This is a genomic window from Rathayibacter sp. AY1A3 (genome assembly GCF_002930975.1).
GTDB lineage: Bacteria > Actinomycetota > Actinomycetes > Actinomycetales > Microbacteriaceae > Rathayibacter.
Genome location: NZ_PSTO01000005.1, coordinates 54010 through 79892, shown reverse-complemented (window position 1 = coordinate 79892; position 25883 = coordinate 54010). Strand labels below are relative to the sequence as shown.

Below are 25883 nucleotides of genomic sequence, written 5' to 3'. Positions count from 1 at the left end.
TCGCGAACGGCTGCTCCCCGCGTCGGCGGACGGCCGTCCTCGGCGAGTCGGCGATCCGGGACCCGCCGGCGCTGACCGCCGGGAGGGAGCTGCTACTCCGCGCGCAGGTCGGCGAGCAGCCGGAGTGCGTGCGCGACCTGCTCGGGACCGCGGACCCGGTAGGAGGCCGCGGTGGTGCCCTCGCCGCTCTTGATGCCGACGTCGCCGGAGCCGAGGACCGCGAAGGCGTCCTCGTCCGTCACGTCGTCGCCCGCGTAGAGCACGGCGGTCGCGCCGGTGTAGCGGCGGAGGTGCTGCACGGCCTCGCCCTTGGTGGTCGAGCGGACCGAGAACTCCAGGACGTTCTTGCCCTCGCGGACGGTGACCCCCTGCACCTCGGCGCGCGCCTCGGAGAGGGCGACGACGTGGGCGACGCGGCTGTGGCGCTCGGTCGCGAGGCGGGTGTGCAGGGCGAAGCCGGCGGGCTTGTCCTCGATCCAGACGTTGTCGATCCCGCGGGCGATGCCCTTCAGGACGTCCTCGAGCACTCCCACCTTCTCGAGCTCGTCGTCGTCGAGCCGGACCGCGTCCTCCTCGGGGTCGAGGCGGATCTCGATGCCGTGGGAGCCGACCAGCAGCGCCTCGTCCGGCAGCTGCGAGACCTCCTCCAGGCTCCCGAGCGCCCGGCCGGAGACCAGCGCGACCCGGGTGCCGGGGAGGGCGAGGAGCCGCAGCACGGCCTCGCGCGCCTCGGGGAGCGCCCGCGCGCGGGCGGGGTCGTCGACCTCGGGCGCGAGTGTGCCGTCGAAGTCGAGGGCCACCAGGAGCCGGTCGGCCGCGGCGAGCTCCCGCAGCGCCGCCGCGAGCCGCTCGGGCACTCCCTCGCTCATCGCGCGCCGCCGTCGAGCTCGCGGTCGTCGGCGGCCTCCCGCTCGAGCTCGGCCGCCTGTCCGTGCGCCGAGTCGTCGCGGTGCTCGGCCTCCTGGCCGTGCGGCGCCTCCTGCCCGCGGGCGGCGGGCCGCACGTCGAGCTGCTGGCCGGCCGCGTGCTCCGCGAGAGCGGAGAGGAACGACTCGGACCAGCGCGCCACGTCGTTCTCGAGCACGCGGCGACGGAGCGCGCGCATGCGCCGGGTGCGCTCGACGCGCGGCATCCGCGCCGAGGCCTCCATCGCGTCCTTCAGCCCCGAGATGTCGTGCGGGTTCACCTGCACGGCCTGCTTGAGCTCGTCGGCCGCTCCGGCGAACTCGCTCAGCACGAGCACGCCGTCGTTATCGAAGCGGGACGCGACGTACTCCTTCGCGACGAGGTTCATCCCGTCGCGCAGCGCCGTCACGAGCATGACGTCGGCGGCGAGGTAGAGCGCCACCATCTCCTCGCGCGGGTAGCCGTGGTGGAGGTAGCTGATCGCCGGGTGCCCGAGCGTGCTGTAGTCGCCGTTGATCCGGCCGACCTGCAGCTCGATGTCGTCGCGCAGCTGCCGGTAGGTGTCCACGCGCTCGCGGCTCGGGCTCGCGACCTGGACCAGCACCGCGTCCTCGGAGGTGAGGCGGCCGTCCGCCAGGAGCTCGCCGAAGGCCTTCAGGCGGTGGCCGATCCCCTTGGTGTAGTCGAGCCGGTCGACGCCGAGCATGATCGTCGCGGGGTTGCCCAGCTCGGCGCGGATCTCGGCGGCGCGGGCCTGGATCTCGGGGGTGCGCGCCATCGCCTCGAACGACGCGGAGTCGATCGAGATCGGGAAGTGCCGGGCGACGACCGGGCGCACGCTCGCCCCGCGCCGCGAGCGGTTGACGCGGCGGGTGCCGCCGACGGCCTCCTCCTCGACCGGGACCTCGACGACCGTGCTGCGGGTGTCGTAGCCCAGCAGGCGCCGGACCGCGCGGAGGAAGCTGCCCGCGTCTCCCTGGCGCTGGAAGCCGATCACGTCGGCGCCGAGCAGGCCCTCGACGATCTGCCGGCGCCACGGGAGCTGCGCGAAGATCCCGTAGGGCGGGAACGGGATGTGGTTGAAGAAGCCGATCGTGACGTCGGGCCGGAGCTCCCGCAGCATCTTGGGCACGAGCTGGAGCTGGTAGTCCTGGACCCAGACCACGCCGTCCTCCTCCGTCACGGCCGCGGCCGCCTCGGCGAAGCGCTGGTTGACCCGCACGTAGGCGTCCCACCAGTCGCGGTGGTAGGTCGGGGGCGCGATCACGTCGTGGTACAGCGGCCAGAGCGTGTCGTTCGAGAAGCCCTCGTAGTAGTCCTCGAGCTCCTGCGCGCTGAGGGCGACGGGGACGATCTGCACGCCGTTGTCGACGAACGGGGCGACCTCCTCGTCGGCCACGCCGGGCCAGCCGACCCAGGCGCCCTCGTTCGCGCGCATCACCGGCTCGAGCGCGGTGACCAGCCCGCCGGGTGAGGTCTTCCAGGAGGCGGTGCCGTCCTCGGCCACGACGCGGTCCACGGGGAGGCGGTTCGAGACGACCACGAACGCGTTGCGCTCGGTCCCTCCCGAGGTCCCGGCGTCGGTCCTGTCAGCGGCGGAGGAGGCGGAGGCGGAGTGCGGAGGAATGGTGGTCCCTTTTCGTCGGTCGAGCCGTCGTCGTGCCCGTCGAGGCTATCAGCCGGCCCCGCACGGGGGACGGGGGGTCAGCCCTGCACGAGGGCGAGGGCGAGCGTCGCTCCGCCCACCGTCGGGACGACCGCGACGAGTCCGAGGAGCGCGTACTGGCGCCACGAGACGTGCACGCCCAGCGCGGTCAGCCTCTGGTGCCAGAGCAGGGTGGCGAGCGAGGCCCACGGGGTGATCAGCGGTCCGGCGTTCACGCCGATCAGCAGGGCGACCAGGCGGAGCGGATCCGCCGCGACGGGCTCGAGGGCGAGGTAGGCGGGCAGGTTGTCGACCAGGTTGGAGGCGACCGCGCCGGAGCCGGCGAGGCGCAGCAGGTCGAGCGTCCCGCTCCCCTCCCCCGCGACCACGGCGAGCGCCGCGCCCAGCCCGAGCTGGTGCGCCGCCTCCATCGCCACGAAGAGGCCCGACGCGAAGACGACGAGCTGCCACGGCAGGAGGGCGGGCGTGAGCGCCGCGGGACGGCGCACCGCGAAGAGGACGATCAGCGCGACCGCGGCGACCGTCGCCGGGATCCACACCTCGAGGCCCGAGACGAGCGCCGGCAGGAGCAGCGCCACGACGATCCCCGCGCCGACGAGCAGCACCCGGTCCTCCACCGGCGTCCGCTCCCCCGCGGTGTAGCGCCCGGCCAGCTCGCGCCGGTAGCGGATCGCGAGGATCAGCACGGGCACGACGGCCGCGACGAGCGCGGGCACCGCGGTCAGCGCGGCGAAGGCGAAGGGGCCCTCGACCCCCAGGCGCCGCTGCGCGAGCAGGTTGGTGAGGTTCGAGACGGGGAGGAGGAGGGAGGCGCAGTTCGCCAGCCAGACCGTGGCCATCGCGAACGGCAGGGGCGGGACGCGCACGTGCGCCGCGAGCAGGACCACGACCGGGGTCAGGAGCACGGCGGTCGTGTCGAGCGAGAGGAACACCGTGCTGACGACGGCCATCGCCACCACCAGCAGCCAGAGCACCGCGGTCCGCCCGCGGCCCCACTCGGCGGAGCGCTCGGCGACCACGGTGAAGACGCCGGCCTCGGAGGCCAGCTCGGCGACCACGGTCACCGCGACCACGAAGCCGAGGATCGGCGCCGTCCGCTCGACCAGCTCGCCCAGCGCGTCCATCGGGAGGACCCCCGTGACGACGGCCACCGCCCCGACGACAAGCAGCACCGCCCCGATCACAGCCGTGCGCATGTCGTTCCCGTTCTCCTCGGCGTGCCCCGGCTCGAGGATTCGGGTCCCGGCGGCGGTCCACCGTAGCGGGACAACCCCTCGGTGCTGTCAAGCGTTCCTCTGAGAGCTTTCGCACCCGCTAGCGTCGGGGTGAACACGGGAGGCACACGCATGCGCAAGTTCATCCTCAACTCCAGCGTCATCAGCGCGATCGTCGGCGGCTGGTCGATCCTGCAGACCACGCGCAAGGGCCCGCGCGACTGGCGCCTGGCCCTCCAGTGGGTCAGCTGGGCCATCTCGGTCACCGTCGCCCTGGGCTCCGTGTCCTACGACTCGAAGGAGATCGTCAAGGAGGAGCGCGGCAAGAAGCGCGACCGCTAGGCCCTCCTGACGCGCCGCCTCCCCGCGGGGCGGCGTGTCAGCCGGTCTCCCGACCCGGTGGCGGCGACACTGTTCCCAGTCGCTGCCGGCACGGGAAACGGGGTTCGTCATGAGGTTTCGTCTGAGGCGTCGCAAGGCGGCCACCGAGGTCGTCGAGGCGGCCCCCGTCCTCACGCAGGACGAGCTCTTCGCCGTCGTCCACGAGCGGCTCGCGGCCTTCGTCGGATCCGAGGGCGCCTGGGTCGTCACGCGCCGCAGCCACGACGACCGCGACCCGATCTTCCACGGGATGCTCGCGCGCTCCCTCGCCCACGAGCTCTCCGCCGCCATCCAGGAGGAGCAGCTCCGCGCCGGCGCCGAGCGGACGTCGTCCCCGGTCACCGAGGCGATCCCCGTGATGCGCGCCTCCACTCCCCCGGTGGAGCCGGCCGCCCTCACCTGGGAGCCGAAGCCGATCGCCGTCTGGGCGGAGCCGGCCCCCGCCGACGTCGACGTCGACACCCCCGTCGCGACCCGCTCCTGACCCGAGCGGTCGGCCGGCGGGCTCGCCCTCCGGCCGACCCGACGAGCGACGTCGCCCTTCCCGCTGATCGAGGAGGCGGCGCGGCCGCCGTCTCGAGATCCCCCGCGGCCGCCCCTCCCCCGGCCGCCCGTCAGAGCGTCGGCCAGCTCCCGGGTCCCTCGCTGCCCGCCGGGTACTCGTCGAGCGGCACCCGGTCCGCGTGCCACGCGTCGATCGCGGGCTGCACGATGCGCCAGCACTCCTCGGCGGCGTCCCCGCGGACCGAGAGCGACGGGTCGTCGTCGAGGATCCCCGAGATGACCTCGCCGTACGCCAGCAGCTCGCCCGCGCCGAAGGTCGCCTCCAGCGAGGCGCGCTCGAGCGTGTACGGGTCGCCGGGGCCGTTGATGTTCAGCTCGAGCGACATCTGGTCGGGCGCGAGGAACAGCCGCAGCACGGACGGCGCCTCGGTGCCCACGAAGCCGCGGGGCAGGTGCGGCACCGGCTTGAAGCGGATGACCACTTCGCGTCGCCGCTCCCCGAGCGCCTTGCCGGAGCGGAGGGTGAACGGCACGCCGGCCCAGCGCCAGGTGTCGATCTCGACGACCAGCTCGGCCAGCGTCTCGGTCCGGCGAGCGGGGTCCACGCCCTTCTCGTCCGCGTAGGCGGGCAGCTCGCGTCCGTCGATCGTCCCCGCTGTGTAGCGGGCGCGGCGCGAGCTCGCGGCGGGGTCGTCGCCGTGCAGGCGGGTGGCGCGCAGGACGATCGACTTCGCGTCCCGGAGGTCGGCCGCGTCGAGCGAGGACGGCGGCTCCATCGCGATCACCGCGAGGACCTGCAGCAGGTGGCTCTGGATCATGTCGGTCAGCGCGCCCGCGCCGTCGTAGTAGCTCGCCCGCCCCTCGAGGGCCAGCTGCTCGTCGTAGACGATCTCGACGCTCTCGATGTGCTCGGCCGACCACAGCGGCTCGAGGATCCGGTTGGCGAAGCGCAGGCCGAGCACGTTCATCACGGTCGCGCGGCCGAGGAAGTGGTCGACGCGGTGGATGCGGTCCTCGGGGACCAGCGCGGCGAGGCGCTGGTTGAGGGCGTGCGCGCTCGCCTCGTCGGTCCCGAACGGCTTCTCCAGCGCCAGCACGGTGCCCTCCGGCAGGTCGTGGGCGGCGAGCGCCTCGCAGGCCTTCGCCGCGATCGTCGGCGGGAGGGCGAAGTAGACCGCCACCGGACCGGCGCAGCTCGCGAGCAGTGCGGCGAGCGCCTCCGGATCGGTGACGTCGACCTGCTGGTAGCGCGTGCCGGAGGTGAGCGCGTCCACGCCCTCGCCCTGCGCCTCGACGGTGGCGAAGGAGGCGGTCAGCACCTCGTGCCAGTGCTCCTGGGTCCAGTCCTCGCGTCCCGCGCCGACGAGGTGGACCCGCCGGTCGGTCTCGCGGGTCAGCAGCTGGCCGACGGCGGGGAGGAGGAGCCGCGAGGACAGGTCCCCCGTCGCTCCGAGGATGAGCAGGGTCGAGACGGTCTGTGCCATGCGGCTCACCCTACGGCGGCGCTGAAGAGCCCCGCTCCGCCTTGACTGGGAGGCCACAGCCGCACCTGAGAGGATCGCCGCATGGTCTCCCCGATCGAGGACTACGCCGTCCTCTCCGACTGCCGCACGGCCGCTCTCGTCTCCCGCGACGGGGGGATCGACTGGCTGTGCCTGCCGCGCTTCGACTCCGCCTCCGTCTTCGGCGCCCTCCTCGGCGGCGACGACCAGGGGCGCTGGTCGCTCCGGCCGGTGGACGGGGAGGCGACGAGCGAGCGCCACTACCTCGGCGACACGCTCGCGCTGGTCACCCGGTGGACGACGCCCACCGGCGTCGTCGAGGTGGTCGACGTGATGCCGCTGCGCGACGAGCGCGCCGAGCTGGTGCGCCGGGTGCGCGGAGTGTCGGGGACCGTCCGGATGCGGCAGGAGCTGCGCATCCGCTTCGACTACGCCCGCACCGTGCCGTGGGTGCGGCAGGAGGGGACGGACGAGGATCCGCTGCTCGTCGCCGTCGCCGGGCCCGACGCGGTCGTGGTGCGCGGAGTGCGGTTGAAGGCCGTCGACCACGCCCACGCGGCGGAGTTCGACGTCGACGCGGACGCGGTCGTCGACCTCTCGATGGCGTGGTTCCCCTCGCACCAGCGGGCGCCGAAGCGCCTCGACGTCGACCGCGCGCTGGAGCGCACGCTCTCCTGGTGGTCCGAGTGGGCGTCGGCGATCGACTACGACGGGCCGCACCGCGACGCCGTCGTCCGCTCGCTGCTCACCCTCCGCGCCCTGACCGACGACGAGACCGGCGGCATCGTCGCGGCGGCGACCACCTCGCTCCCGGAGCAGTTCGGCGGCGCCCGCAACTGGGACTACCGCTACGTCTGGCTCCGCGACGCCTCGCTCACCCTGCAGGCCCTGCTCGCGCACGGGTTCGAGCAGGAGGCGCAGAAGTGGCGGGCATGGCTGCTCCGCGCGGTCGCGGGCGCGCCGGAGGACGTGCAGATCATGTACGGCCTCGCGGGCGAGCGCGACCTGCCCGAGCGGGAGATGCCGAGTCTGCCCGGCTACGACGGCGCCTCCCCCGTGCGGATCGGGAACGCCGCCGTCGACCAGTACCAGGCGGACGTGATCGGCGAGGTGATGGTCGCTCTGCACGAGGCCCGCGTGGCCGGAGTGGACGAGACGGAGTTCTCCTGGCCGCTCCAGCGCGCGCTCCTGGGCTTCGTCGAGACCAACTGGCAGCGGCCGGACAACGGCATCTGGGAGATCCGGGGCGAGCCGCGGCACTTCACGCACTCGCGGGTCATGATCTGGGCCGCGCTCGATCGGGGCGTCCGCGCCGTGCGCGAGAACGGCCTGCCCGGTCCGGTCGAGACCTGGGAGCGCCTCCGCGACGAGGTGCGCGCCGAGATCGAGGCCCAGGGCTTCGACGCCGAGCGCGGCCACTTCGTGCAGTCCTACGGCTCGCCCGAGGTCGACGCGTCGCTCCTCGTGCTGCCGATGGTCGGGTTCGTCCCCGCCGACGACCCGCGGATGCTGGGCACCGTCGCCGAGCTGGAGCGCGTGCTCCTGCAGGACGGCCTGCTGCACCGCTACCGGACCGAGTCCTCGGTCGACGGCCTCGCGGGCGGCGAGCACCCGTTCCTCGCCTGCTCCTTCTGGCTCGTCCGGCAGTACGCCGACTCCGGCCGGATCGACGACGCGCGGACCCTGATGGACCGGCTCGTCGGGCTCTGCAACGACGTGGGCCTCCTCTCGGAGGAGTACGACGTCGAGGGCCGCCGGCACGCGGGGAACACTCCCCAGGCCCTCTCCCACCTCGCCCTGGTGCAGGCGGCCGACGCGATCGCGGCAGCCCGATGAGGCGCCGCCGCGTCGTTCTCGCGAGCATCGGCGGAGTCCTCGGAGTCGCGGTCCTCGGCTTCCTCACCTGGAGCTCGATCGTCAGCGGCCCCGACGAGGACGCCCTCGCCCGTGTGCGCGCCGATCCGGCGATCGCGGTCGAGCGCACGGACGACGCGCTCGTGATGACGCCGACCTCGACCGGCGAGCTGGCCGGCACGGGCCTGGTCTTCATCCCCGGAGCGAAGGTCGACGCCTCCTCCTACGAGGCGACCCTGGCTCCGCTGGTCGACGCCGGGGCGACCGTCGTGATCACGCGGCCGATCCTGCACCTGGCCTTCTTCGACCTCCGCTCCCTCGAGACCTTCACCAGCCAGGCCGAGGGCGTCGACCGCTGGCTCGTCGGCGGCCACTCCCTCGGCGGCGTGAAGGCCTGCCAGTGGGCCGAGGACCCGGCGGTGGCGGGCCTGGTGCTGCTCGGCAGCTACTGCGCGAACGACCTCTCGGGCTCCGGGCTCCCCGTCCTCAGTGTCAGCGGATCGGAGGACGGGCTCAGCACGCCGGAGAAGGTCGCCGACGCGAGCGTCCGGCTGCCCTCCTCCGCCGACCTCGTCGAGATCGACGGCGCCAACCACGCCGACTTCGGCTGGTACGGGCCGCAGGCGGGCGACGGCGAGGCGACCATCAGCCACGAGGAGGCGGACGCCCGCATCGCCGAGGCCCTCCTGGGCTTCAGCCGCGAGGTCGGCTGAGTCGCCCGCTCCCGCTTGACCTCGAGCGCACTCGAAGTCGTAGGTTGACGCCATGTCCACCGCCACCGCCGCCCCGGCCGAGCCGGAGGTGCTGTCGATCTCGCAGGTCGCCGCCGTCACCGGTCTCACCGTGCACACCCTGCGCTACTACGAGCGCGCCGGGCTCATGCTCGACCCGGTCGAGCGCGCCTCGTCGCAGCACCGCCGCTACCGGCCGGCCGACGTCGGCTGGGTCGACTTCCTCACCAAGCTCCGCGCGACCGGGATGCCGATCGCGCGGATCCGCGAGTACGCCCGGCTCCTCCGGATCGGGCCCGCCACGGAGCCGGAGCGCCTCGCGCTGCTCCGGACGCACCGCGATGAGGTCGAGGCGCAGCTCGCCCGGACACACGCCAGCCTCGCCGCGATCGACATCAAGATCGCGGCGTACCAGGAGAGGACCACCCACTGATGAAGACGATCACCCTCGGATCCGACGTCGCCGCCCTCGAGGTCTCGCGCCTCGGGCTCGGCGCGATGGGCATGTCGGCGTTCTACACCGGCGCCGGCACCGACGACGCGGAGTCGATCCGCACCGTGCACCGCGCCCTCGAGCTCGGCGTCACGTTCCTCGACACCGCCGAGATCTACGGCCCGTACACCAACGAGGAGCTGCTCGGCCGCGCGCTGGCAGGCCGCCGCGACGAGGTGGTGCTGGCGAGCAAGTTCGGCATGATCCGCCACCGCGGCGACGGGGGCCGCGGACTCGACGGCTCCCCGGAGAACCTGCGGCTCGCCGTCGAGGGCTCGCTCGCGCGCCTCGGGACCGACCGCATCGACCTCTACTACCAGCACCGCATGGACCCGGGCGTCCCGGTCGAGGAGACCGCCGGGGCCTTCGCGGAGCTGATCCAGGAGGGCAAGCTCCGCGGCTACGGCCTCTCGGAGGCGGCGCCCGCGACGATCCGGCGCGCTCACGCCGTGCACCCGGTCACCGCTGTGCAGTCCGAGTACTCGCTCTGGACCCGCGACCCCGAGGCGGAGGTGCTGCCGGTCCTCCGCGAGCTCGGCATCGGCTTCGTCCCGTACTCGCCGCTGGGCCGCGGCTTCCTCACGGGCAGCATCCGCTCGGTCGCCGAGCTGGGCAGCGACGACTTCCGCCGCGACAACCCCCGCTTCGCCGACGGAGCGCTGGAGGCGAACCTCCGCATCGTGGAGGCCGTCGACCGTGTGGCGGCAGAGGCGGACGCGACCGCCGCGCAGGTGGCGCTCGCCTGGCTGCTCGCCCAGGGCGAGGACATCGCTCCGATCCCGGGCACCAAGCGCGTCTCGCGCATCGAGGAGAACGCGGCCGCGGACGCCCTCGTGCTGACCGCGGAGCAGCTCGACGTCCTCGGCGCGCTCGAGGCCCCCGTCGGCGACCGCTACGCCGACATGAGCTCCGTGAACCGCTGACCGCCCTGCGGGACGCCGCTCGCCGCGCGCACCCCGGGTGCGGCCGTGGGAGCGGCGTCCTCGCAGGAGTCAGTCCCTCGGCGGCAGCTCCCGCTTCGGGGTATCCCGCTTCGGGGCGTCCCGCAGGTCGATGAGACCCGTGAACATCGCCCCCCGCTCGTTCGAGCGCTCGTCGCCCGAGAACAGGTTGTCCGGGGCGGAGGACCCGTGCCTGCGCGGGGTCGCGGCGGGAGCGGGCTCCCGCTCCAACTCGACGCGCTGACGCGGGAGGGCGACGGGGTCGTTCTCGTGCAGCCACGAGACGAGCCGCTCGCGCACGTAGCAGCGCAGGTCGAAGAGCGTCGGCGCGTCCTTCGCGGTGACGAGCACCCGGATCCGGACGAAGCCGCCCGTCGCGTCGGTCACCTGCAGCACGCTGGTGCGCCGGTCCCAGAGGTCGGTCTCCTCGAGCATGCGGTGCAGCTCCTCGCGCATCTGCTCGGGGCTGACCCGCCAGTCCAGGTCGAGCTCGACGGCGCCGAGCAGCTCGGACCCGGTGCGGGTCCAGTTCTGGAACGGCTGGGTCGTGAAGTAGTTCGTGGGCAGCACCAGGCGGCGGTCGTCCCAGAGGTGGACGACGACGTAGGTCAGCGTGATCTCCTCGATCCGCCCCCACTCGGTCTCGACGATCACCACGTCGTCCAGGCGGATGGCGTCGCTGAAGGCGAGCTGCATCCCGGCGAAGATGTTCGTGAGGCTCGACTGCGCGGCCAGGCCCGCCACGATCGAGAGCACGCCGGCCGAGGCCAGGAGGCTCGCACCGGCCGTGCGGGCCTCGGGGAAGGTCAGCAGCGAGGCGCCGATCGCGATGACCACGACGGCCGCCACGGCGACCCTCCGGATGATCGTCATCTGCGTGCGGAGGCGGCGTGCCCGGCGGTTGTCGGCCGTGTCGGTCCGGTAGCGCTCGGCGCCCAGGTCCTCGAGGAACACGAACAGGGATCCGATCACCCACGCCGCCGCGCCGATCGTGGCGATCTGGAACACCCGCTGCACGAGACCCGGCCAGGGGTCGCCCGACACGGTGGCGGCGAGCGCGGCCCAGACCGCGATGGTCATCAGCAGCACGCGGAACGGGATGCGCAGACGCCGGATCAGCAGGCGCGCCCAGGTCTTGCGCTTGCCGACCGAGCGCAGCACGAGGGCGACGACGGCGGTCGCGACCACGGCGATCACGACCGCGATCACCACGGCGAGCGCGATCGAGCCGATCACGGGGAGGACGTCTTCGGGCACATCGGTCCTTTCTGGAGGGGAAACGGAAGCGAACGGAGATCCTGCCACGCGAACGGGGGTCGGTCCGCATTCTGCGCCGGACACCGTGCGGATGCTCAGGCGCCTGTTGGCGTCGGCGGACGGAGACGTCGACCTCGCCTGGAGCACCGTCGCCCGGGCCTTCACGCGGACGCGCATCACCCTGAGCCTGACCGCCGCCGCAGACGACCAGGCCCGGGCCTTGGACGCGCTCGACGTCGGGATCGGCTCCACGAGCGCCGGCTTCCGCGGAGTCCTGCCGCTGCTCGACTCGTCGACCGCCGCACCCTCCAGCGAGTGAGCACGGGCCGGCGCTCCCCCCCGCGGGCGCTCCGAGGAGGTCGGGAACGGACTCGGACCGGGAACGACGAAGCCCCGCACCTCACGAGGAGGTGCGGGGCTGGTGGTGCACCCCCTCGGACTTGAACCGAGAACCCACTGATTAAGAGTCAGTTGCTCTGCCGATTGAGCTAGAGGTGCGTTCCGGCCGGCTGATCGTGCGTGCCGAACCGAGGGATCACATTACCAGCGTCTCCCCCCGTCTCGTCAAATCGAGCGCGACGGACCGCCCGCGGCAGCGATCGGAGGCTCCGCGGGACCCACCGGTATCGTGGTCGCGTGACCCCGCAGAGCAGTGACCAGAGCTTCGACGACGACCTCCGACTCGCCCTCCGCCTGGCGGACGCGGCCGATGCGATCTCGCGGGAGCGGTTCGGCGCGCTCGACCTCGTCGTGGACACGAAGCTCGACCGCACCCCGGTCACCGACGCCGACCGCGCCGTCGAGGAGGCGATCCGCGCGCTGCTCGCCGCCGAGCGTCCGGACGACGCGATCCTCGGCGAGGAGTTCGGCACCTCGGGCGAGGCCTCGCGGCAGTGGATCCTCGACCCGATCGACGGCACCGCCCACTTCCTCCGCGGCGTCCCGATCTGGGCGACCCTGATCGCGCTCGCGGTCGACGGCGTCCCCGTCGTCGGAGTCGTCTCCGCTCCCGCTCTCGGCACGCGCTGGTGGGCGGCCGAGGGCTCCGGCGCCTGGGCCGTCGAGCTGGAGGCCGGGGCCGAGCCGCGACCGCTGCGCGTCTCGGGGATCGACACGCTCGCCTCGGCGACCTTCAGCTACAACAGCATTCAGCAGTGGGAGGGCGCGGGCCGTCTCCCGCAGCTGCTCGAGCTCGCCGGCGCCGTCTGGCGCGACCGGGCGTACGGGGACGCGTGGCCCTACATGCTCGTCGCCGAGGGTCTTCTCGACGGTGCGGGCGAGTTCGACGTGAAGCCCTACGACCTGGCGGCCCTGGTGCCGATCGTGCAGGAGGCGGGCGGCCGCTTCACCTCCGCCGACGGGGAGGACGGGCCGTGGCACGGCAGCGCCGTCGCCACCAACGGCCTGCTGCACGACGAGGTGCTCGCGATCGTGGCGCCGCGATGAGGAGCCGGACGGCCGCGCTCGCCTCGGCGGCGCTCCTCCTGCTCCTCTCGGGCTGCTCCTCCGTCGTCGGGCCGGACGGCCCGGAGGCCGTGCGTGACGAGGGCGGCACGGTGGCGACCGCCGGCGTCACCGACGTGTTCTCGCTGCGGCGCGGCGACTGCCTGGCCGACCCGGGCGACGACCGCATCGCCGACGTGGACGTCGTCCCGTGCGCCGAGGAGCACGCACTGGAGGTCTTCCACACGTTCGCGCAGCCCGGAGACCGCTACACCAGCCGCAACACGCTGCTCGCCCAGGCCGAGGCGGGCTGCGAGCCGGAGTTCGGCGCCGTGATGGGGATCGCCTACGGCGACTCCGCCCTCGAATACCGCTCGCTCGTCCCCTCAGAGGTCGGCTGGCGCCACGGAGACCGCACGATCGTCTGCGCGGTCCTCGATCCGGCCGACGACTCCACCACCGGCAGCCTCTTCGGCTCCGCTCGCTGACCACGGCTCCGACCGACCCCCGTTCGGCTCATTGACACGCGCTCCGGCGGAGCGCAGGGTGAAGGGACGACCGGCAGGCGCGAGGGGGCGCGGAGACCGGCGGCTCAGGAGTCGACATGCAGGACCGGCACGATCAGGAACCCCCCGAGCGCTCGCGCACGGCCGAGCAGCACTGGGGACCGGCGGACAGCCTGTTCCCGAGGCTCCACCGGCAGAGCTCCCTGCTCGCCGCGGCGGAGGCGGTCGCGCAGGTCGACGGGCCCGGCCCGGGCGACGTCTGGTCGCGGCTCCTGCACGACTACGCCCACGCCTCCGACCGCGTCGTCTCGGTGGACGGCGACGCCGAGGCCGCCACGCTCGGCTGGCTGAAGCCGCGTGGTGTGGTCTCGCTGCTGGTCACCGAGCGGTGCGACGACGACGCCGCCGCCGAGCACCTGGTGGCCGCGCTCGCCGCGATGAACGCCGTGACCCTCTCCGTGCACGAGGCGCGAGCAGTACGCCTCCGTCCTCTGCTGGAGGTGCTGCACCGGCTCCTGCCCGACGCGTTCGCCGAGCTGCCGGTGGACCGCAGCGCCCACTACCCGGCCGGCACCGCCGTCGCCGTGCTGGCGCCCGGCATGCTGTACCGGGACTGGGCCCCGCCGCAGGCTCTCGCCGGCCCGGCGCACGACGACGACGACCGGCTGGCGATGCTCACCCTCTACGGGCGGATCAGACAGCTCGACGTGCGACCGTCGTGAGGGCGGCGGAGCGGAGCTCCCAGTGTGCGACGACGACCGGTGGTGGAGATGGGGGGAATCGAACCCCCGTCCATCGCTGTGATTCTGCGCCTTCTACGGGTGTAGCCGATGAGAGCGTTCTGCTCGGCCCCGACCGTTACCATCGGCGCATCGGTCGACGGGCCCAGCCCGAGTGCAAGTCCCGCGTCGCCCTCAGGCGTAACGACGCAGCAAGTCCTCTAGATGACGCCAGGATCCGGGGCGAGGACGCACCCACGGGCTGACGGACTATCTACTCTGGCTTAGGCAGCGAGAGCGAAGTCGGTGCGCTTCTGTTCGGCACCTGTGTTTTCCAGGGATCGTTGACGAGATGACCCTGGATCCTCGACCCGCTTCTCGCAGTTTCGCAGGCAATGTCGAAACCGATCATCCCCGCGAGCACTCGACGGCCCGGAGGCCGCTGGAGTGGGTCGTTCGTCGCACACTGTGGAGTTACGAGTCCTAGTCTACCTCAGCTCCGCGGGCGGTCACCCGGCGGCGGCGCAGATCGAGCAGACCCAGCACGAGCGCGAGCGCGATCAGCCCGAGGGTGACGAAGTAGCCGTTGCGGAAGGCGTCGTGGTAGCGGTCCAGCCCCTCCGCCATCCCCTGCTCGCTCGCCAGCGTCGCGAAGAAGACGGCGGAGGCGCAGGCGGTGCCGACCGCGGTGCCCACGCGCTGGCCGAGCTGGCCCACGGAGCCCGCCACGCCGCCCTGCGCCGGCGGGATCTCGGCGAGGGTGAGCGTCTGGTTCGGCGACACGACGAAGCCGCCGCCGGCCCCGGCGACGAGCATCGCGGCACCCATGCCGTAGGCCGCGGTCTCGGCCGGGAGGAGCTCGGCGGCGAGCAGCACGAGCGTGAAGCCGATGACCACGAGCACGATGCCGAGCACCACCAGTGCGCGGCCGTAGCGCTGCACGAGCTTGCCGCCGTACCAGGCTGTCACCGCCGAGGTCAGCGCGAACGGGATGCTCACCATGCCGGCGAACACCGGCTCGAGGCCGAGCCCCTGCTGGAGGAAGAGCGTGGTGAGGAGGAAGGTCGCCGGGATCGCGGCGAAGTAGGAGGTCGCGACCAGGATGCCGTTGCGGTAGGAGCTGGTCCGGAAGATGCGGAAGTCGATGACGGGCGTCCGCCCCGACGCGGCGTAGTGCGCCTCCCAGCGCACGAAGACGGCGGCGGCGGCCGCGGCGAGGACCAGCCAGAACCAGCGGTAGGGCGAGTCCGAGGAGGAGCCCGTGGTCAGCAGGAACGGCAGCATGAACGCGAAGATCGCGACCGCCAGCAGGAGCAGGCCGACCGGGTCGAGGGACCGGTCTCCCTCGGGCCGCGAGCGCTTCTTCGGGATGAGCTTCCAGGCGAAGACCAGCGCGGCGACGCCCAGCGGGATGTTCATCCAGAACAGCAGGCGCCAGCCGTCCTGCTCGCCGCCGATCGCGATCAGGAGGCCGCCGAGGGTCGGGCCGAAGGCGGTCGACAGGCCGATGGTCGCGCCGAAGACCCCGAAGGCCCGGGCCCGCTCGGCGCCGGTGAACATCTGCTGCACCAGCCCGAGGACCTGGGGCATCTGGATTCCCGCGGCGACGCCCTGCAGGAAGCGCGCGACGACGAGCAGCTCGATCGACGGCGCGAGCGCGCAGAGCAGGCTCGTCACCGTGAACGCGGTCAGCCCGATGAGGAACAGCAGGCGGCGCGAGCGGATGTCGCCCAGCCGGCCGGCCGGCACGAGCGCCAGTCCGAAGGCGAGCGCGTAGCCCGCGACGATCAGCTGCAGCTGGCTCGCGTCCGCTCCGAGCGAGCGCTCGATCGACGGCAGGCCGACGTTGACCTTCGAGAGGTCGAGGATCGTGATGGCCGCGACTCCGACGCTCACCGCGAAAGCGCGCCACCGCGTCTTCTCGTCGGCGGCGCTCAGGGCGGCGGGGGCGCTGTTCTCAGGGGAGGTCACGCGCCCCAGTCTCCCAAAGCACGGGGCGCGAAGAAGAGGCTTGCGCGGCACCCGTCGGACAGTGCCCGCCGAGGCCTACTCGCCGAGGCGGCGGCGGGTCGACATCGCACGGTCCGCCTCGCGGCGGTCCTGGCGCTCGCGGAGGACCTGGCGCTTGTCGTAGTCCTTCTTGCCCTTGGCCACAGCCAGCTCGACCTTGGCCTTGCCGTCGCTGAAGTACAGCGAGAGCGGGATCAGCGTGTACCCGCCCTCCTTCACCTTGTTGTGGATCTTGAGGATCTGCGCCTTGTGCAGCAGCAGCTTGCGCTTGCGGCGCGGCGGGTGGTTCGTCCAGGTGCCCTGCGCCCACTCGTTGATGTGGACGGCGTCGAGCCACGCCTCTCCCCCGTCGACGAACGCGTAGCCGTCGACCAGCGAGGCCCGGCCGGCCCGGAGGGACTTCACCTCGGTGCCGGTGAGCACGAGGCCCGCCTCGTAGGTGTCCTCGATGAGGTAGTCGTGGCGCGCCTTGCGGTTGGTCGCGACGACCTTCTGTCCCTGTTCTCTGGGCACGGCTGCTCCTCGGGTCGCGAGCGGATGAAGGGGGCGGGCATCGTCGGGGCGATGCACCGGTGGGCCGCCCCGAACGGGACAGCCCACCAGTATACGTCCGGTCCGGGATCAGACCCGCAGGTACCGCGCGATCGCGACGTTCGCCGAGACGGCGGCCAGGACGATGCCGACCACGATCAGGATCGGCACGACGATCAGAGCGTCGTCGAGTCCCACGAAGGACGTCAGCGGGATCCGGTACGCCAGGAACCCCTGCACGAAGACCTGCACGATGGCGACCACCGCGACTCCCGCGAGGATCGAGCCGACCAGCGCGGCGAAGACCCCCTCGAGGATGAACGGGGTCTGGATGAACCGGTTCGAGGCCCCCACGAGCCGCATGATGCCCAGCTCCCGTCTCCGCGAGAACGCCGAGAGGCGGATCGTGGTGGCGATGAGCAGCACGGCCGCGACGAGCATCAGGACGGCGATGCCGATCGCTGTGTAGCTCGCCGCGTTGAGGATCGAGAAGATCTGGTCGAGGTACTGCCGCTGGTCGGTGACGCTCTCGACTCCCGAGACGCTCGACAGGCTCTCCACGATGACGTCCGACTGGGTCGGGTCCTTCAGGTTGATCCAGAAGGTCTGGTTGAGCAGGTCGGGAGTGACGTACTCGGCGACCGGGTTGCCCGCGAACTGCTCCTGGAAGTTCGCGTAGGCCTGGTCGTGGTCCTCGAAGTAGGAGCGGTCGATGTACGGCGCGAGCGTGGCGCCCTCGAGCTGGCCCTGCACCGCGTCGATCTGCTCGGCGGTGGCGTCGGAGCCGCTGCAGTTCGAGCCGCCGGAGGTGGCGGTGCACATGTACACCGCGACCTGCGCCTTGTCGTACCAGAAGTTCTTCATCTGGCCGATCTGCATCTGGAGCAGGATCGCCGTGCCGACGAAGGTGAGGGAGATGAAGGTCACCAGGATCACCGAGACGACCATGGAGACGTTGCGCCGGAGGCCGCTGGCGACCTCCGACCAGATCAGTGCGAATCTCACTTGACGGGTCCTACGTTCTGCTGGTCGTCGCCGGTCTCGTCGCCCTCGCCCGCGTGGGCGCGGAGGCCGAGGCGCGCGGCGAGCGACTCCTCGGGCAGGGCGCCGGTGTCGGCGGGGAGGAAGATCGGACCGGTCTGGCTCTGCAGCTCGACGACGCGCGGGGCGGCGGCGGGGCCGGGGCCTCCTGGCGCAGGTCGATCTCGGGGACCTCGGCGGGCGCGAGCTCGCTGTCGATGATCGCCGGGGGCGCGGGCTGCTCGGCGACCGCGTGGTCGTCGGCCGCCACGACCACGACGCCGTCGTGGACGACGGTGATGCTCTCGGTCTGGCCGTAGCCGCCCTGGCTCTCGTCGCGGACGATGCTGCCTGCCGAGAGCTCGATGACGCGGCGCTTCATCTGGTCGACGATGCCGGCCTCGTGGGTCGCCATGATCACGGTCGTGCCGCCCGCGTTGATCCGCTCGAGCAGCGCCATGATGCCGGCGCTCGTGGTCGGGTCGAGGTTGCCCGTGGGCTCGTCGGCCAGCAGGACGGCCGGCTTGTTGACGACGGCGCGGGCGATCGCCACGCGCTGCTGCTCGCCGCCGGAGAGCTCGTGGGGCAGGCGCGACGCCTTGCCCGCGAGGCCCACCATCTTGAGCGTGTCCGGGACGGCCTCCTGGATGTAGCCCTTCGACTTGCCGATCACCTGGAGGCTGAACGCGACGTTGTCGAAGACCGACTTGTTCGGCAGCAGCCGGAAGTCCTGGAACACGACGCCCATGTTGCGGCGGAAGTACGGGACCTTGCGGCTCGAGATCTTGCCGAGGTTCTGCCCGAGCACGTGGATCGACCCGGAGGAGGGGCGCTCCTCCTTGAGGATCAGGCGGAGGCAGCTCGACTTGCCGGAGCCGGAGGCGCCGACGAGGAAGACGAACTCGCCCCGGAGGATCTCGAGATCGATGGCGTTGAGGGCGGGTCTCGTGCCGCCCCGATACTGCTTGGAGACGTTGTCGAAGCGAATCATGTCGGTACGAGGGTAAGCGACGATCCCGAAGAGTCCGCCGAGGGGGCGCGCGGCGCGTCGGTGGGGACGCGCCCGAGCCGCGCTAGGAGGACTTCCGCCAGCGGATCCCGGCGGCGATGAAGCCGTCCAGATCGCCGTCGAACACGTGCGAGGGGTTGCCGACCTCGTGGTCGGTGCGCAGGTCCTTCACCATCTGGTACGGAGCGAGGACGTAGCTGCGCATCTGGTCGCCCCAGCTCGCGGTGATGGTGCCGGCGAGCTCCTTCTTGGTGGCCGCCTCCTGCTCCTTCTGCAGCAGCAGGAGCCGCGACTGGAGCACGCGCATCGCCGCGGCGCGGTTCTGGATCTGGCTCTTCTCGTTCTGCATCGACACGACGGTGCCGGTGGGCAGGTGGGTGAGGCGCACCGCGGAGTCGGTGGTGTTCACCGACTGGCCGCCGGGGCCGGAGGAGCGGAAGACGTCCACGCGGATGTCGTTGTCCGGGATCTCGATCGCCCCGGCCTCCTCCATCAGCGGGATGACCTCGACCGCGGCGAAGGAGGTCTGGCGCTTGCCCGCGGCGCCGAAGGGGCTCATCCGCACGAGGCGGTGGGTGCCGGCCTCGACCGAGAGCGTGCCGAAGGCGTAGGGGGCGTCGATCTGGAAGGTGGCCGACTTGATGCCCGCCTCCTCCGCGTAGCTGGCGTCCATGACGGTCGCGGCGTACTTGTGCTTCTCGGCCCAGCGGAGGTACATGCGCATGAGCATCTCGGCGAAGTCGGAGGCGTCGACGCCGCCCGCTCCCGCGCGGATGGTGACCACGGCGGGGCGGTCGTCGTACTCGCCGTCGAGCAGGGTCTGCACCTCGAGCTCGCCCATGACCTTCTGGAGGGAGGAGAGCTCGGCGATCGCCTCCTGCTCGGACTCGGCGTCCTCGGCCTCGTTCGCCATCTCGACGAGCACCTCGAGGTCGTCCAGGCGCCGGTCGATCGCGGTGATCCGGGCGAGCTCGGACTGGCGGTGGCTGAGGGCGCTGGTCACCTTCTGCGCGTTGGCCGTGTCGTCCCACAGGTCGGGGGCGCCGGCCTGCTCGCTGAGCTCGGCGATCTTCGAGCGGAGACCGTCCACGTCGATGACGGCGCGGATGTCGGCGAAGGTGGAGCGGAGAGCAGTGATCTGCTCGGTGAAGTCGTTGTCCAGCATGGTGCGTCCAGACTACCGGGGGCCGGGGGCCGCCCTCCGGCCCGGGCGTACCCTGGGGACGGTGACCAGCACCGCTCCGCACCCCTTCCCCGTCGGGCCGCTGCTGCTGTCGACCTTCCTCCCCACCCTCCTCTTCTCCATCGGCGAGGGGGCGATCATCCCCCTCCTGCCGGCCGCGGCCGGCGACCTCGGCGCGACGCTGGCCCTGGCGGGCCTCGTGGCGGGGATGATCATGATCGGCGAGCTGGCGGGCGACATCCCCAGCGGCTGGATCGTCTCGCGGATCGGCGAGCGCGGCGCCATGCTCGGAGCCTCGGCCGCGTCGATCCTCGGGCTCGTGGTGTGCCTGCTCTCGACGTCATGGGTCGGGCTGACGATCGGCGTCTTCGTGATCGGCCTCGCGACCGCGGTCTTCGCGCTGGCGCGGCACGCGTTCATGACGTCGTTCGTCCCGATCACGCACCGCGCCCGCGCGCTCAGCGCCCTCGCCGGGGCGTTCCGCGCCGGCTGGCTGATCGGCCCGTTCCTGGCGGCCGGGGTGGTGCACCTCACCGGCTCCGTCGAGTCCGTCTTCTGGGTGCACATCGTCTGCTGCGTGGCGGCGGTCGTGGTCCTGCTGCTCGTGCCCGACCCCGCGACGGTGCTGCGGCGGGCGCAGGCCGCGGCCGACCGCGCCGCTCCGGAGGACGTGGTCGCCGCGGAGGCGTCGGCGACCGTCCCGGAGTCGCCGCAGTCGCTGCTCGGGACGCTGCGCGAGCACCGCGGGGTCCTCGCTCGGATGGGGACCGGCGCCGCCGTGATCGGGGCGCTGCGGGCGAGCCGGACGCTGATCCTCCCCCTCTGGGCGGTGAGCATCGGGCTCGCCGAGACCGACACCGCGATCATCATCGGCATCGCCGGCGCGCTCGACTTCGCCCTCTTCTACGCCGGCGGCCAGCTGATGGACCGCTTCGGCCGGGGCGCCACCGCGATCCCCTCGATGATCGGCCTCGGGCTCGGCCACCTCGCCCTCGCCGCCTCGGTGCTCGCCCTCGATCCGGTGCCCTGGTTCGTCGCCGTGGCCTGCGTGCTCGCGGCCGCGAACGGCATCGGCTCCGGGATCCTGATGACCATCGGCGCCGATCTCGCGCCCCCCGCCGATCCGGCCCCGTTCCTCGGCGCGTTCCGCTTCACCGGCGACGCGGGCAACGCCGCCGCCCCGATCGTCGTGTCGGCGCTCACCGCCCTGATCTCCCTCCCCTTCGCCGCCGTCGTGATGGGGGTGCTCGGTCTGGGCGGAGCGGGGGCGCTCGCTCGCTGGATCCCGCGGTACCTCCCCCGGGCGGCCTCCCGCGGCTGAGGCGCGGGGCCCTCCTCTCTACACTGGAGCCCGCACGCGGGAGTGGTGGAATGGCAGACACGCAGGATTTAGGTTCCTGTGCCGAGAGGCGTGAGGGTTCGAGTCCCTCCTTCCGCACGGGATCGGCCGGTACGCTGAGCGCGCTCGCGTGACCGCCGACCGGCCACCGGCCCCCGTCGACTGGAGATCCGTTGAATCACGCCGCCCTCGTCCCCTGGCTCGATCCGGAGACGATCCTGACCTCGTTCGGCCCCTGGGGCGTGCTCGTGGTCTGCCTCATCGTGTTCGCCGAGACCGGACTGCTGATCGGCTTCCTCTTCCCGGGCGACACGCTGCTGATCATCACGGGCCTGCTGGCGCACGAGAACGCCTCGAACGGCGGCCTCGGCGTCCCGATCTGGCTCATCTGCCTGGCCGTCGGGTTCTCGGCCTTCGTCGGCGGCGAGGTCGGCTACCTGATCGGGCACAAGGCCGGCCCGCGCATCTTCGAGCGCAAGGAGTCCGGCTTCTTCAGCATCGAGAACGTGAAGCGGACCAACGCGTTCTTCGAGCGCTTCGGCGGCCTCGCCGTGATCCTCGCGCGCTTCGTGCCGATCGTCCGCACCTTCGCGCCGATCGCGGCCGGCGTGGCTCACATGAACTACCGCAAGTACAGCCTCTACAACCTCATCGGCGCCCTGATCTGGGGCAGCGGGGTCACCCTGATCGGATGGCTGCTCGCCTTCATCCCGCCGGTCGCCGACTTCGTCTCGCACTACATCGACGTGATCCTGATCGGCGCGGTCGTGCTCGCGCTGGTGCCGACGCTGTTCCACTTCTTCCAGCAGCAGCGCAAGGCGAAGCTCGCCGCCGACCCCGAGACCGACTCGACCGAGTCGGCCGCCTACGTGCTCGACGCCGACACCCTGGACGACAAGCACCCGAAGTCCTGACCTCCGCCTCCGGGGGACGCCACTCCGGCACGCGGCACGCCGACAGGCGTGCACCGGAGTGGCATCCCGCGGTGGGAACCCGCCGGGTCAGAGCCGGGCGGACAGGGCGGCGAGCTCGGCGCGCAGCGCGGTGAAGGCGCGGGCGCGGTGGCTCCGGGCGTTCTTCTGCTCGGGAGCGAGCTCGGCCGCCGTGAGCGCCCCGGCCTCGGGGACGAACACCGGGTCGTAGCCGTGGCCGTTCGCACCGCGCGGGGCCGTCGCGATCGCGCCGTCCCAGCGGCCCTCGACCACCGTCTCCTGTCCGCCGGGGAGCACGGAGTCCGGCACCACGAGGGCGATGGTGCAGCTGAAGTGCGCACCGCGGTGCTCTGCCTTCACGTCGTGCAGCTGCGCCAGGAGGAGCTCGAGGTTGGCCGTCGCGTCGTGCGCGCGTCCCGACCAGCGGGCCGAGAAGATGCCCGGCGCGCCGCCGAGGACGTCGACGCAGATCCCGGAGTCGTCCGCGAGCGCCACGAGGCCGGTGTGCGCCGCCGCCGCGCGCGCTTTGATCAGCGCGTTCTCGGCGAAGCTCACGCCGTCCTCGACGGGCTCGGGTCCGTCGTAGGCGCGGACGCCGACTCCGGGGAGCGCGCCGGCCAGCATGGCGCGGAACTCCTCCACCTTGCCCGCGTTGTGCGTGGCGAGGACGAGGTCCAGGCTCACGCTCCGGGCTCCGCGGCGAGCGCTTCGGCCTGGATGCGGGCGAGGTCGGAGGCGCCGGCGACCGCGAGGTCGAGCAGGGCGTCGAGCTCGCGGCGGTCGAACGGGGCTCCCTCGGCGGTGCCCTGCACCTCGACGAACAGGCCGCGTCCGGTGACGACGACGTTCATGTCGGTCTCGGCGCGCACGTCCTCGACGTAGGCCAGGTCGAGCATCGGCACGCCGTCGATGATGCCGACGGACACCGCCGAGAGGCTGTCAATCAGCGGCTGCGCCTTCTGCCCCACGTACTTCTTGCCGCGCGCCCACTCGATCGCGTCGGCCATCGCCACGTAGGCGCCGGTGATCGCCGCGGTGCGGGTGCCGCCGTCGGCCTGGAGGACGTCGCAGTCGATGACGAGGGTGTTCTCGCCGAGCGCCTTCGTGTCGACCACCGCGCGCAGGCTCCGGCCGATCAGCCGCGAGATCTCGTGCGTGCGCCCGCCGACCTTCCCCTTGACCGACTCGCGGTCCATGCGGGAGTTGGTGGAGCGGGGCAGCATCGCGTACTCGGCGGTGACCCAGCCCTTGCCCTTGCCCTGCAGCCAGCGCGGCACGCCGTTCGTGAAGGAGGCGGTGCAGAGCACCCTGGTGTTCCCGAACGAGACGAGCGCGGAGCCCTCGGCCTGGGAGCTCCAGCCGCGCTCGATCGTCACGGTGCGCAGCTCGTCGGGCGCCCGCCCGTCCCTGCGCGCGGCCTTCGATGCGGTGCTGTCGGTCACTCGGGTCTCCCTCGATCGTGCGGGAGCGCGGCCCGGTCGAGCTCGCGCAGGTTGATGGTGCCGGTCTCGACGAGGTCGACGCTCGAGACCTCCGGGCCGAGGAAGCGGCGGGCGAGGCGGACGAAGTCGCTCGAGCCCGTCTCCTCCCACCGGTAGGTCGGAGGAGCGGCGGAGGTGCGCTGCAGGCCGTGCGCCACGAGGGTCCGGTAGACGTCGAGCGCGGTCTCCTCGGCGCTCGAGACGAGGCGGACGTCCGGCCCCATCACGTACGCGATGGCACCGCGCAGCAGCGGGTAGTGCGTGCAGCCGAGGACGAGCGTGTCGACCCCCGCGGCCTTGAGCGGCGCGAGGTACACCTCCGCCACCGCGAGCAGCTCGTCGCTCCAGGTGACGCCCGCCTCGACGAACTCGACGAAGCGCGGGCAGGCGGCGGTGAACAGCTGCAGGTCGGGCGCGGCGACGAAGGCGTCGTCGTAGGCGCGGGAGCGGATCGTCCCGACCGTGCCGATCACGCCGACGCGGCGGTTGCGCGTGTCGCGGACAGCGCTGCGGACGGCGGGCTGGATGACCTCGATCACCGGGATGCCGCGGCCGAGCGTGTAGCGCTCGCGGGCGTCGCGCATCATCGCGGCCGAGGCGGTGTTGCAGGCGATGACGAGCAGCTTGGCGCCCTGATCGACCAGCGTGTCGAGGGTGTCGAGGGCGTAGGCGCGGACGTCGGCGAGCGGCTTGGGCCCGTAGGGCGAGTGCGCGGTGTCGCCGAGGTAGACGATCGACTCGTTCTGCAGCTGGTCGATCACGGAGCGGGCGACGGTGAGCCCGCCGACTCCGGAGTCGAAGATGCCCAGCGGTGCGTCCGTCACGGAGGAACAGCCTACCCGCGCCCTGCGGCCCGGTCCCGGCCGCACGCCGTTCCCGGGCCCGGCGGCGTGCGCAAGCCCCGGCACCCGCGCCTGGGCCGCGCGGGGGCGGCCGTGGAACACTGAGCGGATGGACTCCACGGCCTTCCTCACCGACCGGTACGAGCTCACGATGGTCGAGGGCGCCCTCGGCAGCGGCACCGCCGACCGCCGCTGCATGTTCGAGGTGTTCGCCCGGAGCCTCCCGCCCGGACGCCGCTATGGCGTGCTCGCGGGCACCGGCCGGCTCCTCGAGCTGATCTCGCGCTTCCGCTTCGGCGACGACGAGCTGTCCTGGCTCCGCGAGAACCGCGTCGTCGACTCCCGCACGCTGGACTGGCTCGCCGACTACCGCTTCCGGGGCGACGTCTGGGGCTACCGCGAGGGCGAGGTCTACCTCCCGGGCTCCCCCGTGCTCATCGTCGAGGCGCCCTTCGCCGACGGCGTGCTGCTGGAGACCCTGGTGCTCAGCGTCCTCAACCACGACAGCGCCGTGGCGAGCGCCGCCGCGCGGATGGTCTCGGCCGCCGACGGGCGACCGCTCGCCGAGATGGGCTCGCGCCGCGCCGGTGAGCGGTCCGCCGTCGCGGCCGCTCGCGCCGCCTACATCGCCGGATTCGGCGCCTCCTCGAACCTGGAGGCGGGCCGCAGCTTCGGCGTGCCCACGATGGGCACCTCCGCGCACTCCTTCACCCTCCTCCACGACTCGGAGGAGGAGGCGTTCCGCGCGCAGGTCGCCGCGCTCGGCCCCGGCACGACCCTCCTGGTGGACACCTACGACGTGACAGCCGCCGTCGACCTGGCGGTCCGCGTCGCCGGCACCGGCCTCGGCGCTGTGCGCATCGACTCCGGCGACCTCCCCCAGCAGGTGGCCGCCGTCCGGCAGCAGCTGGACGCGCTCGGCGCGACCGGCACGCGCATCACCGTCACCAACGACCTCGACGAGTACGGGATCGCCGCGCTCGCGGCCTCACCGGTCGACTCCTACGGCGTCGGCACCTCGGTGGCGACGGGCTCGGGCCACCCGACGGCGGGCATGGTCTACAAGCTGGTCGCGCACGAGGACGACGCGGGCGAGTGGGTCGCGGTGGCGAAGAAGTCGGTCTCGAAGGCGTCGATCGGCGGACGGAAGGCCGCCGGCCGTCTGCTCTCCGACGACGGGATCGCCGAGGCCGAGGTCGTGCACGTGGGCGCCGGCCCCGAGGGCGCCGTCGGCGAGGGCGAGCGGGCGCTGCTCGTCCCCCTGATCGAGGACGGGACGATCCGCCCCGAGCACCTCGGCATCGAGGGAGTGGCGGCAGCCCGCGCGCACCACGCCAACGCGGTCCTCGAGCTGCCGATCGACGCGCTCCGGCTCGGCCGCGGCGAGCCCGTCATCCCGACCCGCTACGAGTGAGCGGG

26 protein-coding genes, 2 tRNA genes and 1 other RNA gene are annotated in these 25883 nt (G+C 72.6%); 14 read left to right on the top strand and 15 right to left on the bottom strand.

The window, feature by feature from the left end; genetic code table 11:
- Positions 1–92: 92 nt before the first annotated feature.
- The 3 genes from otsB to C5C10_RS03785 all read right to left on the bottom strand — a co-directional run bounded on the left by otsB (position 93) and on the right by C5C10_RS03785 (position 3768).
- Positions 93–869: a trehalose-phosphatase gene (otsB, locus tag C5C10_RS03795; protein ID WP_104226245.1), complete on the bottom strand. Its 777-nt coding sequence runs from the start codon at positions 867–869 to the stop codon at positions 93–95.
- Positions 866–2449, bottom strand: coding sequence for a trehalose-6-phosphate synthase (locus tag C5C10_RS03790; protein WP_104226244.1), 1584 nt, complete (start codon positions 2447–2449; stop codon positions 866–868). The genes otsB and C5C10_RS03790 overlap by 4 nt, the downstream gene beginning before the upstream one ends.
- Before the next feature lie 161 nt (positions 2450–2610).
- On the bottom strand, positions 2611–3768 hold the full coding sequence (locus C5C10_RS03785; protein WP_104328555.1) for an SLC13 family permease: 1158 nt from the start codon (positions 3766–3768) through the stop codon (positions 2611–2613).
- Positions 3769–3918: 150 nt separating this feature from the next.
- On the opposite strand from C5C10_RS03785, the gene C5C10_RS03780 reads away from it, so the two are divergent.
- Positions 3919–4128, top strand: a complete 210-nt coding sequence (locus tag C5C10_RS03780) for a hypothetical protein (RefSeq protein ID WP_104223546.1) — start codon at positions 3919–3921, stop codon at positions 4126–4128.
- A gap of 109 nt (positions 4129–4237) precedes the next feature.
- The gene (locus C5C10_RS03775) at positions 4238–4651 is read left to right on the top strand and encodes a hypothetical protein (RefSeq protein ID WP_104328554.1); all 414 of its coding nucleotides are present in this window, start codon (positions 4238–4240) and stop codon (positions 4649–4651) included.
- Positions 4652–4781: 130 nt separating this feature from the next.
- Here C5C10_RS03775 and C5C10_RS03770 read toward each other — a convergent pair whose 3' ends face one another.
- Entirely contained in the window at positions 4782–6155 is a 1374-nt protein-coding gene (locus C5C10_RS03770; RefSeq protein ID WP_181073384.1) for a glucose-6-phosphate dehydrogenase, read from the bottom strand.
- 81 nt (positions 6156–6236) lie between these two features.
- Between C5C10_RS03770 and C5C10_RS03765 the strand changes: the two genes are divergently transcribed.
- The 4 genes from C5C10_RS03765 to C5C10_RS03750 are packed head-to-tail and all read left to right on the top strand — an operon-like array spanning position 6237 to position 10174.
- Positions 6237–8009: a glycoside hydrolase family 15 protein gene (locus C5C10_RS03765; protein ID WP_104328552.1), complete on the top strand. Its 1773-nt coding sequence runs from the start codon at positions 6237–6239 to the stop codon at positions 8007–8009.
- Complete coding sequence (locus C5C10_RS03760) at positions 8006–8740, top strand: alpha/beta hydrolase (protein ID WP_104233210.1); 735 nt, start codon at positions 8006–8008, stop codon at positions 8738–8740. Before C5C10_RS03765 ends, C5C10_RS03760 begins: the two co-directional genes overlap by 4 nt.
- A 52-nt stretch (positions 8741–8792) precedes the next feature.
- Positions 8793–9191: a MerR family transcriptional regulator gene (locus C5C10_RS03755; RefSeq protein ID WP_104328551.1), complete on the top strand. Its 399-nt coding sequence runs from the start codon at positions 8793–8795 to the stop codon at positions 9189–9191.
- Positions 9191–10174, top strand: coding sequence for an aldo/keto reductase (locus tag C5C10_RS03750; protein ID WP_104226238.1), 984 nt, complete (start codon positions 9191–9193; stop codon positions 10172–10174). The genes C5C10_RS03755 and C5C10_RS03750 overlap by 1 nt, the downstream gene beginning before the upstream one ends.
- 69 nt (positions 10175–10243) lie before the next feature.
- Here the strand turns inward: C5C10_RS03750 and C5C10_RS03745 are convergent, their stop codons facing one another.
- Positions 10244–11449, bottom strand: coding sequence for a mechanosensitive ion channel family protein (locus tag C5C10_RS03745; protein ID WP_181073383.1), 1206 nt, complete (start codon positions 11447–11449; stop codon positions 10244–10246).
- A 91-nt stretch (positions 11450–11540) separates the two neighbouring features.
- Here C5C10_RS03745 and C5C10_RS17745 point away from each other — a divergent pair, with 91 nt between their 5' ends.
- A complete protein-coding gene (locus C5C10_RS17745; RefSeq protein WP_181073382.1) occupies positions 11541–11768 on the top strand; it encodes a hypothetical protein in 228 nt (75 codons plus the stop codon).
- Between the two features lie 103 nt (positions 11769–11871).
- Here C5C10_RS17745 and C5C10_RS03735 read toward each other — a convergent pair.
- Positions 11872–11947 (bottom strand) — tRNA-Lys (locus C5C10_RS03735).
- A 138-nt stretch (positions 11948–12085) separates the two neighbouring features.
- Here C5C10_RS03735 and C5C10_RS03730 point away from each other — a divergent pair.
- From C5C10_RS03730 to C5C10_RS03720, 3 genes are all read left to right on the top strand, one after another.
- Positions 12086–12895, top strand: coding sequence for an inositol monophosphatase family protein (locus C5C10_RS03730; RefSeq protein WP_104223554.1), 810 nt, complete (start codon positions 12086–12088; stop codon positions 12893–12895).
- Complete coding sequence (locus tag C5C10_RS03725; protein ID WP_104238162.1) at positions 12892–13380, top strand: septum formation family protein; 489 nt, start codon at positions 12892–12894, stop codon at positions 13378–13380. The genes C5C10_RS03730 and C5C10_RS03725 overlap by 4 nt, the downstream gene beginning before the upstream one ends.
- A 116-nt stretch (positions 13381–13496) precedes the next feature.
- Positions 13497–14120: a hypothetical protein gene (locus C5C10_RS03720; RefSeq protein ID WP_104328548.1), complete on the top strand. Its 624-nt coding sequence runs from the start codon at positions 13497–13499 to the stop codon at positions 14118–14120.
- Positions 14121–14160: 40 nt separating this feature from the next.
- Here C5C10_RS03720 and ssrA read toward each other — a convergent pair.
- The 6 genes from ssrA to prfB all read right to left on the bottom strand — a co-directional run bounded on the left by ssrA (position 14161) and on the right by prfB (position 19852).
- Positions 14161–14533, bottom strand: a transfer-messenger RNA (tmRNA) gene (ssrA, locus tag C5C10_RS03715).
- Positions 14534–14600: 67 nt separating this feature from the next.
- Positions 14601–16088, bottom strand: coding sequence for an MFS transporter (locus tag C5C10_RS03710; RefSeq protein WP_104223557.1), 1488 nt, complete (start codon positions 16086–16088; stop codon positions 14601–14603).
- Between the two features lie 75 nt (positions 16089–16163).
- Positions 16164–16640 carry an SsrA-binding protein SmpB gene (gene smpB, locus C5C10_RS03705; RefSeq protein ID WP_104223558.1) on the bottom strand — a complete coding sequence of 159 codons (477 nt, stop codon included), beginning with the start codon at positions 16638–16640 and terminating at the stop codon, positions 16164–16166.
- Between the two features lie 108 nt (positions 16641–16748).
- Positions 16749–17663: a permease-like cell division protein FtsX gene (ftsX, locus tag C5C10_RS03700; protein ID WP_104223559.1), complete on the bottom strand. Its 915-nt coding sequence runs from the start codon at positions 17661–17663 to the stop codon at positions 16749–16751.
- Positions 17664–17673: 10 nt separating this feature from the next.
- A complete protein-coding gene (gene ftsE / locus C5C10_RS03695; protein WP_104328547.1) occupies positions 17674–18669 on the bottom strand; it encodes a cell division ATP-binding protein FtsE in 996 nt (331 codons plus the stop codon).
- Between the two features lie 82 nt (positions 18670–18751).
- Positions 18752–19852: a peptide chain release factor 2 gene (gene prfB / locus C5C10_RS03690; protein WP_104226967.1), complete on the bottom strand. Its 1101-nt coding sequence runs from the start codon at positions 19850–19852 to the stop codon at positions 18752–18754.
- Positions 19853–19913: 61 nt separating this feature from the next.
- On the opposite strand from prfB, the gene C5C10_RS03685 reads away from it, so the two are divergent.
- The 3 genes from C5C10_RS03685 to C5C10_RS03675 all read left to right on the top strand — a co-directional run bounded on the left by C5C10_RS03685 (position 19914) and on the right by C5C10_RS03675 (position 22123).
- Positions 19914–21191 carry an MFS transporter gene (locus tag C5C10_RS03685; RefSeq protein WP_258060390.1) on the top strand — a complete coding sequence of 426 codons (1278 nt, stop codon included), beginning with the start codon at positions 19914–19916 and terminating at the stop codon, positions 21189–21191.
- A 36-nt stretch (positions 21192–21227) separates the two neighbouring features.
- A tRNA-Leu gene (locus tag C5C10_RS03680) sits at positions 21228–21308 on the top strand.
- A gap of 74 nt (positions 21309–21382) precedes the next feature.
- On the top strand, positions 21383–22123 hold the full coding sequence (locus C5C10_RS03675) for a DedA family protein (protein ID WP_104238166.1): 741 nt from the start codon (positions 21383–21385) through the stop codon (positions 22121–22123).
- Positions 22124–22210: 87 nt separating this feature from the next.
- Here the strand turns inward: C5C10_RS03675 and rdgB are convergent, their stop codons facing one another.
- The 3 genes from rdgB to murI are packed head-to-tail and all read right to left on the bottom strand — an operon-like array spanning position 22211 to position 24446.
- The gene (rdgB, locus tag C5C10_RS03670; RefSeq protein WP_104223564.1) at positions 22211–22825 is read right to left on the bottom strand and encodes an RdgB/HAM1 family non-canonical purine NTP pyrophosphatase; all 615 of its coding nucleotides are present in this window, start codon (positions 22823–22825) and stop codon (positions 22211–22213) included.
- Entirely contained in the window at positions 22822–23583 is a 762-nt protein-coding gene (gene rph, locus C5C10_RS03665; protein WP_104328545.1) for a ribonuclease PH, read from the bottom strand. Before rph ends, rdgB begins: the two co-directional genes overlap by 4 nt.
- Entirely contained in the window at positions 23580–24446 is an 867-nt protein-coding gene (gene murI, locus C5C10_RS03660) for a glutamate racemase (protein ID WP_104328544.1), read from the bottom strand. Before murI ends, rph begins: the two co-directional genes overlap by 4 nt.
- Positions 24447–24573: 127 nt before the next feature.
- On the opposite strand from murI, the gene C5C10_RS03655 reads away from it, so the two are divergent.
- The gene (locus C5C10_RS03655; protein ID WP_104262681.1) at positions 24574–25878 is read left to right on the top strand and encodes a nicotinate phosphoribosyltransferase; all 1305 of its coding nucleotides are present in this window, start codon (positions 24574–24576) and stop codon (positions 25876–25878) included.
- The last annotated feature ends 5 nt before the right edge of the window (positions 25879–25883 follow it).